Genomic DNA, 13,641 nt, shown 5'->3' with positions numbered 1-13,641 from the left:
ACGCCGGTCGCCGCTACCCCTCGGTGGTGACCAGACCCTTCGGCGGTGTCTCGGTGTGCAGACGGCGAGCGATCTCGTCGAGCAATTCGTCGACGTCGGCCTCGTCGCTACCCGGGTAGTCGGCGACGAACTGGCGCAGGCGGCTGCGTTGGGCGTCGAGGAGACGTTCGGCCTCGGCCTGCCCCTCGGCGGTGATGGTGACCAAGCCGTGGTCGATGGTCACCATCCCCCGCGCGGCCAACGACTCCGCAGTCGAGACGACCACCGGGCGCGGCGTGTCCGACGCGGCCACCATCGCCCCGATCTCCCGCGACGTCTCCTCGGCCACCCTGCTGACCATCCACGCCTCACCCCGCGATAGCGAGCTGTCAGCGCCGGCCACCACCAGTTCCCAGGCCCGCAACCGGTCGTCGCGCGCCAGCGTCTCCCACACCTTGAGCCGCAACTCCTCCAGCGAGGTACGTGCCGATGGCATGCCGAAACTCTCCCCGGTGTCGGGGGTCTTGGTGACCGTACGCAACGGCACCTCGGGCAGCAGCCAGCTCAGCGCGAAGGCGACGAACCCGATCGGCACGGCCACCAGGAAGACCATCTGGAAAGCGTCGGTGAAACCTCCGAGGAACCACACCTGCACGTCGGGTGGGCACGACGGCAGGGTCGTCGTGGACGCTTCCAACACCGGCGCCGAACACGGTCCCACTGCCCCGGGTGGCGCGCCGTCGGACAGCCGATCGTCGAGGCGGGTGTTGAAGACGGCACCGAACGCCGCGACACCGACCGAGGCGCCGATCGTCCGGAAGAACGTCGCACCGCTGGTGCCGGCACCGAGGTCGCGATACTCGACCGAGTTCTGCACCGCCAGCACCAGAACCTGCATCACCAGGCCCAGTCCGAGACCCAGGATGAACAGGTACACGCTGGTCAGAGTGCTCGAGGTGGTTTCGTCCATGGTGGACAGCAGGTACAGCGCGACGGTGAAGATCGCGGTCCCGGCGATCGGATAAAACTTGTAGCGGCCGGTGCGGCTGATGAGCTGCCCGCTGCCGATCGAGGTGAGCAACAGACCCACCATCATCGGGATCATCCGCAGCCCGGACGACGTCGCGCTGGCCCCCTGCACGGACTGCAGGAACAGCGGCAGGAACGTGATGGCACCGAACATCGCGAACCCGACGACGAAACCCACCGAGGAGGCGATGACGAAGACCCGGTCGGTCAGCAGCCGAACGGGCATCACCGGCTCCGGGGCGCGCCGCTCCTGGAACAGGAACGCGACCGCTGCCAGCACCGACAGCGCGGCCAGCGCCAACACCCGCCCAGAGGTCCAGCCCCACAGAGCGCCGAAGCTGGTGACCAACACGATTCCGGTGGCCGCTGTCATCAGCAACAGGATGCCGAGATAGTCGATCGACGGCTTGGTCTGCGCGACGGTTTTCGGCAGCACTGCGATCACCACGGCCAGTGCAACGATCCCGATGGGCAGGTTGATGTAGAACACCCACCGCCAGCTGAGGTTGTCGACGAAGAAGCCGCCGAGCAGTGGCCCCACCACGCTGGCGAAGCCGAACACCGCACCGAAGATGCCCTGGTAGCGTCCGCGTTCGCGTGGCGGCACGACGTCGCCGATGATCGCCTGCGACAACACCATCAGCCCGCCGGCGCCGATACCCTGCAGCGCGCGATAGCCGATGAGGGTGGCCATCGACGACGCGGTGCCGCACAGTCCCGAACCGACCAGGAAGATCACCACACACGCAAGGAACAAATTGCGACGGCCGTACAGGTCGCCGAGCTTTCCCCACAACGGTGTGGTGGCGGTGGTCGCCAGCATGTACGCGGTGACCACCCAGGTCAGGTGGTCGGCGCCGCCGAGGTCGTTGACGATCGTGGGCAGCGCTGTCGCGACGATCGTCTGATCGAGGGCGGCCAGAAGCATCGCCAGCATGAGGCCGGCGAAGATCGACCAGATCTTGCGCTGGTCCAGCGTGTCGGCGGGCGTGTCGGCAGTGGGGGCACGGCCATCCGTCATGGGCTGACCCTACGTCCGGGGGAAGAGGTTTCGCTGGGAATCGACCCTCAGAACTCCTCTTCGACGTCGGAGTCGCGGGCCGCTTTCTCCCCCCGGTCGAGCGCGGCCAAGGCGGCCAGGTCCTCGGCGTCGAAGTGGAAGTCGAAGACGTCGGCGTTCTCACGCTGCCGACCCAGGTGAGACGACTTGGGCACCACGCTGACTCCGTGCTGCACCGCCCACCGCAAGGCGATCTGAGTGGGCGACTTCCCGTACTTTCGGGCCAATCGGATCACCGCCGCTTCACCGAGCATGCCCTCCTTGCGGCCGGTCGGATGCCAGGCCTGGGCGTGGATGCCCTTCTCGGTCATGAACTCCCGCAGGCCCGTCCGGGCCAGCGCCGGCGAACACTGGATCTGGTTGAGAGCCGGCCAGCGACCCGTCTCGTCATAGAGCATCTGCAGGTGATGCTGTTTGAAGTTCGACACCCCGGCCGTGCGGATGAACCCTTCGTCGGCCAACGTCAGCAGCGCCTTCCACGAGTCGACGGTGCGGCCCAGACTGGGACACGGCCAGTGGATCAGGTACACGTCGATGTGGTCGACGCCGAGTCGTCTGGCGCTGTCCTTGGCGGCATTGATGGCCTCGTCGAAGCCCTGGTCACCACCGCCGAGTTTCGTCTGCACCACCACCTCGTCGCGCGGCACGCCCGACTCCCGCAGCCCCAGACCCACGCTGCGTTCATTGCTGTAACGGGTCGCCGTGTCGACCATCCGATAACCGGCCCGCAGCGCTCCGGCCACCGCGCCGACACCCGGGCGGCCGAGCATGTCGAAGGTGCCCAGACCCACCATCGGGATCGAATATCCGTTGTTCAGCTCCACTGACGGAATGTCCACGACCTCAGAATAGGTCCAACCCGACATCTGGGCGTGGCGGTGAGCAAGACGCACTAGGCTCGGCAGTCATGATGTCTCGACGGCTGCGGCGTGGTGCTGCGACGATGTTCCTGGTGCTGGCCACCGCCGTTGCGGCGTTGTCGGCACCGTCCCCCGCCACCGCCGATCCTGCCGCCACGCCGGCACCGAACTGGTCGGGTTTGGATGTGCGCGACTACGCCGGACCGATCCCCCACCGCGCGGGGACCCTGATCTCGCAGGTCCCGCTCGCCACCGAGCTGAGCCTGCCCGCCGCCGGGCAGGCCTACCGAATCCACTACGCGACACCGGATCAGCATGGCCGCCCGGCCACCAGCACCGGTGCCGTGTTCCTCCCGAAGGGCTCCCCACCGCCCGGTGGATGGCCGGTGATCGCGTGGGCACACGGCACCACGGGTCTGGGCGACGGGTGCACACCATCGGCACTGCCGCGCAGCGATCGGGATTCGGCGTATCTGTCGCACTGGCTGGAACAGGGGTACGCGATCGTATCCACCGACTACGTCGGCCTGGGCACGCCGGGCCTGATGAGTTACCTCAACGGCGACTCCGAGGCCCACTCGATCGTCGACTCGGTGCAGGCTGCCCAGCAGATGGGGCTGCCGCTGAGCACGCGATGGGCGATCGTCGGGCAGTCCCAGGGCGCGGGCGCGGCGCTCAACGGCGCACACCAGGCCACCGCGTTGTCGCGGGGCTCCGGGCTGGACTATCGCGGCGTGGTGGCCACGGGCACACCGGCCAACATCGAGCAGATCATCGCGCTCGGCGGGCCGGACTTCCCGCCTGTCACGTTGCCGGCGGGCCTCAACACCTACACCGCCTACATTCTCGCCGGGTTCAGCGAGGCCCGACCGGACCTCGACGTGCGGTCGGCGCTCACCCCGCGCGGCGCCGAGCTGGTCGCCAAGGCCCGCACACTGTGCTACACGGAGATGGCCGACGTGATGACCGGCGTGGATCTGCGCACCCTGTTCCGCGCGCCGTTGGCCGGCATCCCCGGTGTGCGTGCGGGACTCGCCGAGTACATGGGCACGCCGTACGACGGCTACGACCGGCCGATCTTCCTTGGTCAGGGCCTGTTGGACACGGATGTACCTGCACCGTCCGCGCTTTCGCTCTACGCGCAGATGCGCGCCGCCGATCAACCCGTGGAGTTGCACGTGTACCCGACCGAGGACCATTCCGGCACAGTGCTGGCGTCCATGCCCGACTCGACCCCATTCCTGTCCCGGATCATGAGGTGAACACCACGTGCCTACCGCACACTACGACGACATCATCATCGGCGCCGGCCACAACGGGCTGACCGCCGCGGCCTACCTCGCCGACGCCGGAAGGTCGGTTCTGGTGCTGGAGAAGGCCGATCATGTCGGTGGTGCGACGGTGTCGGCGATGCCGTTCGCGGGCCGGCCCGCGCAATTGTCGCGGTATTCCTACCTCGTGTCGCTGTTACCGCAACAGATCATGGCTGACTTGGGGGTGGACATCCGACTCATCCGCCGACGCCACGCCTCCTACACACCGCTGCCCACCGACCCGTCGATCGGCGTGCTCGTCGACCACGGCGACCTCACCGCCACCGCCGAATCCTTCCACCGTGCAACCGGTTCGGATACCGTGTTCACTGCCTGGCAATCGTTCTACACCCGAGTCGGCACCATCGCCGCACGCATCTTCCCGACGATGCTGGAGCCGTTGCGCTCGGGCGCCGAGATGCACGACCTGGTCATCGGCACCGATTCCAGCGAGGCCGAGTTCTGGGAAACACTCACCACCGAGCCGCTCGGAACACTGCTCGAACAGTACTTCGATGACGACGTGGTGCGTGGGATCGCCGCCACCGACGGTCTGATCGGCACCTTCGCCGACCTCGACGATCCGTCGATGCGGCAAAACATCTGCTTCCTGTACCACGTGATCGGTGGCGGCACCGGCGACTGGGATGTCCCGGTCGGCGGGATGGGCGCCGTGTCAGGCGCCCTGTATCAGGCGGCGGCTGCCGCAGGCGCCGAGATCCGCACGGGTGTTCAGGTTCTCGGCGTCGACCCGACCGACGGTACCGTCGAACTCTCCGACGGCCGGGTGTCGGCGAGCATGCTGTACGCCGCGTGCGCGCCGTCGGTGGTCAACGAGCTGCTCGACGACCCCATCCCCACCGAGTCCGAGACCCGCGGTGCGCAACTGAAGATCAACCTGCTCCTCGACCGACTGCCGCGGCTGCGGGACGGTTCGGTCTCGCCCGATGCGGCGTTTTCCGGCACCTTTCACATCAACGAGTCCGCGACTCAGCTGCGCACCGCATTCCGGCAGGCTGAGCGCGGGCAGATGCCTGATCTCCCGCCGTGCGAGATCTACTGCCACACCTTGTCGGACGCGTCGATTTTGGGTCCCGAGCTGGCCGGACACCACACCCTCACGCTGTTCGGGCTGCACACGCCGCCGGAGGTGTTCGATTCCCCCGGAGCCGTCGAGCATGCGGTGGGCGCCACCCTCGCCTCGCTGAATTCCGTACTGGCCGAACCCATCCAGAACGTCATCGCCCACGACGTCGAGGGCAGGCCATGTGTCGAGGTCAAGACCCCCCAAGACCTCGAGGACACCCTGGGGCTACCCGGCGGCAACATCTTCCATCGCAGCCTGCAGTGGCCGTGGGCCGAATCCGACACCGAGGTGGGCACGTGGGGCGTGGAGACGCCGCATCCACGCCTGCTGCTGTGCGGCGCCGGCGCTCGACGTGGTGGCGGGGTGAGCGGGATACCCGGCCGCAACGCCGCCCGCAAAGTGCTGGGCGGGTAGCGCATGCGGATGCGGTTGACGCGTCTACGGGACGTGTTCTGGTTCCTTCCGCTGGTGATGGGGCTGTCGGCGATCGTGCTCGCACAGGTCCTCGTCGCGGTCGACCGCTCACTGGCCGACACCACCCCCGGCTGGGAGGGCGGCTTCTTCGTCCGGGTCGGTGCCAGCGGCGGTCGCGACCTTCTCGGTGCGATCGGCGGGTCGATGCTCGGGGTTGCAGCGACCTCGTTCTCCATCACCATCTCGGTACTCGCGACCGCGAGCTCCACGTACGGGCCGCGACTGGTGCGCAATTTCATGAACGACCGCGGCAACCAGTTCGTGCTCGGTATGTTCGGCGCCACCTTCCTGTATGCGCTGATGGTGTTGCGCGCCATCACAGCCGGACCGACCGTGGACACCACCTTCGTCCCCGACATCGCGGTCAACGTGGCCGTGGGGTTGGCCGTGGTCGACGTCCTGGTGCTGGTGTACTTCATCAACCACATCGCGTCGTCGATCCAGGTGTCCACACTCTCGGCACGCGTGCGGTCCGAACTCGACGCCGTGGTCGCCGAACTCTATCCCGATCCCGCACCCGACAACGCAGTCCCCGCGCCGACGCCGAAAGGTGGGACACCTGTCACGGCAACGGGTTCGGGATTCATCATCGGCATCGACGAGACCGCACTGCTGGGTACCGCGCGCGAGCAGGACTGTCTGTTGGCAATGGAGGTCCGCCCCGGCGATCACCTGGTCGACGGCGAGGTGCTCGCCCACATCCACGGTGCCGATCGCAACGACGAGGTGATCGCGGCCGCGACCGAAGCGGTTCGGGCCGGTATCGACCTCGGCGAGACGCGAACGCCGTACCAGGACATCCAGTTCGCGGTTCAGCAACTCACCGAGATGGCCGTACGCGCCCTGTCCCCGGGCACGAATGATCCCTACACTGCGCACAACGCGCTCAACGAGCTCGCCGCCGGGCTCGTCCCGTTGGCCCGCCGCCACGCGCCCGACCTCGGGCGCGTCGACGACAAGGGCACCGTGCGCCTGCTCGTGACCCGTCTACCCATGCAGGAGTTGCTCGACGACGTGTTCGGAGCGGTGCGCACCTACGCACTCGATGCGCCGATCGCGATGACCGCGGCCATCCTGCTCGCACGTCGGATCGGGGTGGCGGCGGTGGATTCCGATGTGCGTGACCACGTCCTGCATCATCTCGGCCTGATCGACGATGCACTCGAGCGCACCGACGATAGCGTCAACGTGGATTTCTGCCGACGTGAGATCGAACAGGCGCGGTCGGCGATCGGCGCGTCAGAGAGCGCGAGATGAAGGAGCATCGTGACGAGTGACCCGGACCGCCTCACCGAACCGGCTGTTCCCGCCTCAGGTCTCGACGAGCTCCGCGCACGCCGGCACCTGACGAGCGATGCCGCGCGCACGGACAAGGTGGCCCGCCGTCATGTAGCCGGACGTCGCACCGCGCGGGAGAACATCGCCGACCTGATCGATGCCGATTCGCTGATCGAGTACGGCCAGTTCGCCACCGCCGCACAGGAACAACGTCGAGACCTAATGGACCTGGTGCTCGACACCCCGGCCGACGGGTTGATCGGCGGCACCGCCACCGTCGGCGGCCGCGCCTGTCTGGTGATCAGTTACGACTGGATGGTGCAGGCCGGCACCCAGGGCATGCGCGGTCATCACAAGACCGACCGGCTGATCGACGTCGCCACCCGATTGCGGCTGCCGGCGGTGTTCTTCACCGAGGGTGGCGGCGGGCGCCCCGGCGACACCGACTATCCGGTGGTGTCGGCGCTGGATGTGGGTTCGTTCCGGATGTGGGGCGCGCTCGGCGAGGTGGCACCGCGGATCGCGGTGGTGTCCGGCCGCTGTTTCGCGGGCAACGCGGTCCTGGCCGGGTCGGCGGACATCCGGGTGGCCACCCCGGACGCCAATCTCGGCATGGCCGGCCCGGCGATGATCGCGGGCGGCGGACTCGGTCAGGTGGCCGCCGAGGACATCGGACCTGCCGAGGAGCAGGCAGCCAACGGGGTCATCGACATCCTGGTCGACGACGAAGCCGAGGCCGTCGCGGTCGTGCGGCAGTTGCTCGGCATGACTGCACCGGGCGGCCCGGTCGAGGTCGTCGTCGACGATCAGACAGTGCTGCGCGACGCCCTGCCCGCCAACGATCGTGAGGCGTTCGACGTCCGGCCGATCGTCGAGACCGTCGTCGACACGGGGACGGCGCTCTGGCTGCGCGAGCGGTGGGCTCCGGAACTGGTCACTGCTCTCGCCCGGATCGAGGGCATGCCGATCGGGGTAATGGCCAATCAGTCCACCCATCTCGCGGGTGCGCTCACCTCGGATGCCGCGGCCAAAGCCGCCGACTTCCTCGAACTGTGCGAGCGGTGGGGCATCCCGCTCCTCAGTCTCGTCGACACGCCCGGGTTCATGGTCGGGCCCGAGGCCGAACGCACCGGTCTGGTGCGGACCGCATCTCGGATGGTCAACGTCGGGTCACAGTTCACCCAGCCGTTGATCGGCGTCGTCCTGCGGCGCGGCTACGGCCTCGGCGCCCAGGCGATGCTCGGCGGTGACACGCACCGCCCCGTCCTCACGGTGGCCTGGCCGCAGGCCCATCTGGGCCCGATGGGTCTCGAGGGCGCGGTGCGACTGTCGATGGCCAAGCAGCTCGCCGCGCTTCCGGAGGCCGAACGCGAAGAACTCGTCCGCACGAGCACCGATGCGATGCGTGAGCACGCCAAGGCTCTCAACGCCGCGCGGGTGTTCGAGATCGACGATGTGATCGATCCGGCGGATACGCGCGACATCGTCGCGCAGACGCTGCACCGGGCGCGATGAGATCGCTTCCTCGACTCCGCGACCAGGTGTTTCTCATCGCGATCCGACCGTCCGAGCGGACAGGTACCCTCATGTGCGATGTCTACTCACGAGTTGTTGCCGATCGAGACCCGCAAGCTGGTGGGGTGGTCCCGGACCACCCCGACCGTCGGGCACGTGCTCTCAACGCCATATCCCGAGGTCATCGCGGAAGCTGTTGCGCGCGTGGCCGACGAAAATGCGGACAAACCGGACTATCTCAAGCGCGGGGTGATCGCTCGCGGGTTGGGTCGTTCCTATAACGAATCCGGCCAGAACAGCGGTGGCCTCACCGTCGACATGACGCCGCTGACGCGGATCTACTCGATCGACCCGGACACCGCGATCGCCGATGTCGACGCCGGGCTGTCTCTCGACGCCCTCATGGCCGCGGCTCTGCCGTTCGGACTCTGGGTCCCCGTGCTGCCGGGCACCCGGCAGGTCACCGTCGGAGGCGCGATCGCCCACGACATCCACGGCAAGAACCACCACAGCGCGGGGAGCTTCGGCAACCACGTCGTCGAGATGCATCTGCTCGTCGCCGACGGCCGGGTGATGATCCTGACTCCAGAGGGCTCCTCCGACGACCCGGACGGCGAGCTGTTCTGGGCGACCGTGGCCGGCATCGGCCTCACCGGCATCATCCTGCGTGCCAAGATCGCGATGAAGCGCACCGAGAGTGCCCTGTTCCTCGCCGACACGTTCACCACTAACACCCTCGACGAGACGATCGACCTGCACCTCGAACAGCGTTACGAGGACGGCTTCGAGTACGCGTCGGGATGGTTCGACACCATCAGCGGGTCACCGAAACTCGGCCGCGGGTCGTTCAGTCGCGGCAATCTCGCAACCCTCGACGACCTGCCGGCCAAGTACCGCAAGGACCCGCTGGCGTTCAAGAGCAAGCCGCTGATCTCGCTTCCGGATGTGTTTCCGCGCGGGCTGGCCAACAAGTTCGACTTCGCGCTGGTGGGTGAGGCTTACTACCGCATGGGTTCGAACAAGATGGGCCAGATCAAGAATTTGGCGCAGTTCTATCACATGCTCGACGTCGTCGGGAACTGGAACAACGCCTACGGCCGCGGTGGCGGATTCACGCAGTACCAGTTCATCGTGCCGACCGGCAACGAGAAGGACTTCAAGCAGCTCATCGTCGACATCCAGGCCTCCGGGCACGTGAGTTTCCTCAACGTGATCAAACTGTTCGGCGAAGGGAACAAGGCGCCGCTGAGCTTCCCGTTCAAGGGGTGGAACGTCTGCCTCGACTTCCCGGTCAAGAAGGGTCTCGCGGAGTTCCTCAACGACCTGGACCGGCGGGTGATGGAGATGGGTGGCCGCCTCTACACGGCCAAGGACTCGCGGACGTCCGCGCAGAATTTCCACGCGATGTACCCGCGAATCGACGAGTGGACTGCGGTTCGGCGGCGGATCGACCCGACCGGAGTCTTCATGTCCGACATGGGTCGTCGCCTCGAACTCGTCTGACGACCACCTTCCCGAACTTCCCACGACCTGCTCACGAACACCGAAAGGGCACCATGATCAACGCCGTCGGCGCACCCCAATCCATCCTGATCCTCGGCGGCAGTTCCGAGATCGGGCTGGCGATCGCCGAGGAGTACCTCAAGAAGGGGCCCGCCCGACTGGTGCTGGCCACCGTCCCGGGCGATCCCACCTCCGATGCCGCGGTCGAGAAGATGCGGACGGCCGGCGCCACCGACGTCGAGTTGATCGACTTCGACGCACTCGCGCCCGACACCCACCCCGCGGTGATCGACAAGGCCTTCGCCGGCGGTGACATCGACGTGGCGATCGTCGCCTTCGGTGTGCAGTTCGACGACGAAAAGGTGTGGCAGGACCAGAAGGGTGCGGTCACCGAGGTCGCCATCAACTACACCGCGGCGGTCTCGGTGGGTGTGCTGCTCGGTGAGAAGATGCGCGCACAAGGCTCGGGCCAGATCATCGCGATGAGCTCGGTGGCCGGAGAACGTGTGCGGCGCAGCAACTTCGTCTACGGCTCCACCAAGGCCGGACTCGACGGTTTCTACCTCGGCCTCGGCGATGCGTTGCGGCCGTTCGGTCCTCGCGTCCTCGTCGTTCGGCCCGGCCAGGTCCGCACCAGGCTGTCGGCCCATGTCGACGAAGCTCCGATGACGGTGAACAAGGAGGACGTCGGCCGCATGGTGGTCGCGGCCGCCGACAAGGGCAAGGAGATCGTCTGGGCTCCGGCGCCGTTCCGCTTCGTCATGATGATCCTGCGGCACATCCCGCGCCCGATCTTCCGTCGACTACCGATCTGATCGTGAGCACCGCCGTTCGCCGCGCCCGCGACGTCGGCGCACTCGTCGCTGCCGCGCTGCTGGGTGCGCTCATCGCGTTCGTGGGGCTGAAAGTCATCGCGGGCGTCGACTGGCCCGCGTTCAACTCCTCCAATGTGACCCGCGCACTGACCACCGTCGGGCAGGTGTTCGCGGTCGCGGTGCTCGTCGTCGCCGTTCTCCTGGATCGTTACGGCAGACCACGCTGGTTGACCGGCCTGCTGTCGGTGGCCGCATCCGCCGGGATGGTGACCGTCACCCTGGGTATGCCGTTGGGCGCCACGAAGCTCTACCTGTTCGGTCTCTCGGTGGATCAGCAGTTCCGCACCGAGTACCTCACCCGGATGACCAGCAGCCCACGGCTGGCGGACATGACCTATCTGGATCTGCCGCCCTATTACCCGGCCGGGTGGTTCTGGTGGGGTGGCCGGTTCGCCAACATCGAGGGACTGCCCGGGTGGGAGGCCTACAAACCGTGGGCCATCATTTCGATGGCGGCGGCCGCGGCCGTGGCGATACTGCTGTGGACGCGGATGGTGGGCGCGATGCGGGGAATCCCGATCGCCCTGGTCATCACGCTGGTCACGGTGATGTGGGCGTCACCGGAACCGTATGCGGCGATTCTGGTGATACTCGGCGTCCCGATGCTGATCCCGATGTTGTACGGGTTGCGCGGCAGATCACGGCTCGCCGACGGCCCCGTGGGCGGCCTCCGCCGCGGCACGAGTTGGCCTGCGGTGATCGGCTCCGGTGTGTTCCTCGGCATCAGCGCCACCTGCTACACGCTCTACACCGGGCTGTTCGCGCTCAGCGCGATCGTCATGGCTCTGTATCTCTGTGTGGTCGGCTGGGTTTCGGCCGGCAACAAGGCGGTGCCCAGCGCCACCGTGACCGGCCGGCGAAGAGGAGTGATCCTCGCGATCCTGGGTCGACTGGTCGCGATGGGCGTCATCTCCGGCCTCATCGCCCTGGTGGTGTGGGCCCCGTATTTGTGGGCGCGGGCGACCAGCGAGCCCGCCAGCGGCGGCACTGCCGAACACTATCTGCCCGATCGTGGCGCTGTCCTGCCGCTGCCATTCTTCAACTTCTCCCTGATGGGTCTGGTCACTCTGATCGGCCTGGTCTGGCTGCTGCTGCGGTTCCGACAGCGCACCGTCGCGCTTGCGCTGTTCATCACCGTCGTGACGATCTACCTGTTCTGTCTGCTGTCGATGTTGCGCACCGCCGGCGGCAGCACGCTGCTGTCGTTCCGGCTCGATCCCCTGCTGTACGGCGCGTTGTCGGCGGCCGGGGTGCTCGGTATCGCGGATCTGTCGCGCTGGGCGGTGGGCAAGTTCGGCGATGTCCGCTTCGCGATCGGTGCGATCGCGGCGGTCTCGGCCATCGCGCTCGCGCAAGGCATCCCGGGTCATCTGTCCGGGGAGATCACCACCGCCTACACCGACACCGACGGTCGCGGCGAACGCGCCGATCAACGTCCCGCAGGCGCCGAGTCGTACTACCCGGAGATCCATCGGTTGATCCGCAAGCAGACCGGCCGGACCGCCGATCAGAACGTGGTGCTGACCGCCGACTACGGCTTCCTGTCGATCTATCCGTACTGGGGCTTCCAGGGACTCACCTCGCACTACGCGAACCCCTTGGCCGAGTTCGACAAACGCGCCGCCGCCATCGAACGATGGGCCGACGCCGAGACCCCCGACCAACTCATCCGACGGCTGGACCGTTCGCCGTGGACTCCACCCAATGCGTTCCTGTTCCGCTATGCCGCTGAGGGTTACACGCTGCGGCTGGCCGAGGACGTCTACCCCAATGACCCGAACGTCAAGCGGTACACGGTGACATTCGATCCGGCCGTGTTCGCCGACCCGAGGTTCGGGGTGACCGAGGTGGGACCTTTCGTGGTGGTGGTGCGTCGATGAAGTTCGGACGCAGACCGATGCAGATCAGTCGGGTGGACGCCGGATCGTCGACAGCGTTTCTGGTGCATACCGACGTGGTGAATTGGATACTGCTGCAGGAGGGCTCGGATCTGACCCTCATCGACGGCGGCTATCCAGGTCAGGCATCTGCGGTCGAGGAGTCGGTGCGGGCCATCGGCCGTCGTCCCGAGGACATCCGGGGTGCGGTGCTCACCCACGCACACGTCGACCATCTCGGCGGGCTGGTGACGCTGAGCGCGCGTTACGGATTCGACGTCTACTGCGATCCGGTGGAGGTCGCCCATGCCCGCCGCGAATACCTGCAGCAGGCGGGTCCGGCTGACATCGTGCCGATCTCCTACCGACCTCGGGTGCTGCACTGGCTGTCGATGGTGTTGCCGCTGGGAGCGTTGAGCCGCACGGGCCTCGAGGCCGAGCCGTTCCCGTCGCCGCTGGACCTGCCGGGCGCTCCGAACCCGGTGGCCGCGTACGGTCACACCGACGGTCACAGCGCCTACCTCGTCGCCGACGACGCGGTGCTCGTGTGCGGGGACGCCATGGTGAGCGGCCACCCGATCTCGACGGTGACCGGTCCGCAATGCATCGAGCACGCATTCGCACACGATGAGGCCACCGCGCGACGCACCGTGGAATCGTTCACCTCGCTCGACGCCACGGTCCTGTTCCCCGGGCACGGCCCCCGGCACAACGGTCCGGTCGCCGAGGCCGCGCGCCGCGCGCTCGACATCTCCTGAGCCTCCCTCACGATTTCGTAGTACCAACAGCCG

Annotated in this window: 10 protein-coding genes; 8 read left to right on the top strand and 2 right to left on the bottom strand. The window is 67.3% G+C overall.

Going from position 1 to position 13,641, the window contains the following annotated elements; translation table 11 throughout:
• Positions 1-13: 13 nt before the first annotated feature.
• Entirely contained in the window at positions 14-2,029 is a 2,016-nt protein-coding gene (locus ACIGKQ_RS10355; RefSeq protein WP_235723341.1) for an MDR family MFS transporter, read from the bottom strand.
• A 47-nt stretch (positions 2,030-2,076) separates the two neighbouring features.
• Positions 2,077-2,907: an aldo/keto reductase gene (locus tag ACIGKQ_RS10350; protein WP_235723340.1), complete on the bottom strand. Its 831-nt coding sequence runs from the start codon at positions 2,905-2,907 to the stop codon at positions 2,077-2,079.
• A 71-nt stretch (positions 2,908-2,978) separates the two neighbouring features.
• On the opposite strand from ACIGKQ_RS10350, the gene ACIGKQ_RS10345 reads away from it, so the two are divergent.
• From ACIGKQ_RS10345 to ACIGKQ_RS10310, 8 genes are all read left to right on the top strand, one after another.
• Positions 2,979-4,190, top strand: a complete 1,212-nt coding sequence (locus ACIGKQ_RS10345; protein ID WP_372474992.1) for an alpha/beta hydrolase family protein — start codon at positions 2,979-2,981, stop codon at positions 4,188-4,190.
• 7 nt (positions 4,191-4,197) lie between these two features.
• Positions 4,198-5,742, top strand: a complete 1,545-nt coding sequence (locus ACIGKQ_RS10340) for an NAD(P)/FAD-dependent oxidoreductase (protein WP_235723339.1) — start codon at positions 4,198-4,200, stop codon at positions 5,740-5,742.
• A gap of 9 nt (positions 5,743-5,751) precedes the next feature.
• The gene (locus ACIGKQ_RS10335; protein WP_235723338.1) at positions 5,752-7,059 is read left to right on the top strand and encodes a DUF2254 domain-containing protein; all 1,308 of its coding nucleotides are present in this window, start codon (positions 5,752-5,754) and stop codon (positions 7,057-7,059) included.
• A 9-nt stretch (positions 7,060-7,068) separates the two neighbouring features.
• Complete coding sequence (locus ACIGKQ_RS10330; RefSeq protein WP_235723337.1) at positions 7,069-8,595, top strand: acyl-CoA carboxylase subunit beta; 1,527 nt, start codon at positions 7,069-7,071, stop codon at positions 8,593-8,595.
• Positions 8,596-8,673: 78 nt separating this feature from the next.
• On the top strand, positions 8,674-10,098 hold the full coding sequence (locus ACIGKQ_RS10325) for an FAD-binding oxidoreductase (RefSeq protein WP_235723336.1): 1,425 nt from the start codon (positions 8,674-8,676) through the stop codon (positions 10,096-10,098).
• A 53-nt stretch (positions 10,099-10,151) separates the two neighbouring features.
• Positions 10,152-10,913, top strand: a complete 762-nt coding sequence (locus ACIGKQ_RS10320) for a decaprenylphospho-beta-D-erythro-pentofuranosid-2-ulose 2-reductase (RefSeq protein ID WP_235723335.1) — start codon at positions 10,152-10,154, stop codon at positions 10,911-10,913.
• A gap of 2 nt (positions 10,914-10,915) precedes the next feature.
• Positions 10,916-12,853 (top strand): galactan 5-O-arabinofuranosyltransferase, encoded by a 1,938-nt coding sequence (locus ACIGKQ_RS10315; RefSeq protein WP_396573512.1) that lies wholly within the window; start codon positions 10,916-10,918, stop codon positions 12,851-12,853.
• Complete coding sequence (locus ACIGKQ_RS10310) at positions 12,850-13,608, top strand: MBL fold metallo-hydrolase (RefSeq protein ID WP_396573510.1); 759 nt, start codon at positions 12,850-12,852, stop codon at positions 13,606-13,608. The genes ACIGKQ_RS10315 and ACIGKQ_RS10310 overlap by 4 nt, the downstream gene beginning before the upstream one ends.
• Positions 13,609-13,641 lie beyond the last annotated feature (33 nt).

Source organism: Gordonia sp. NPDC062954 (assembly GCF_044543825.1).
In the GTDB taxonomy this organism is placed as follows: domain Bacteria; phylum Actinomycetota; class Actinomycetes; order Mycobacteriales; family Mycobacteriaceae; genus Gordonia; species Gordonia tangerina.
This window is presented reverse-complemented; position numbering and strand designations above follow the sequence as displayed.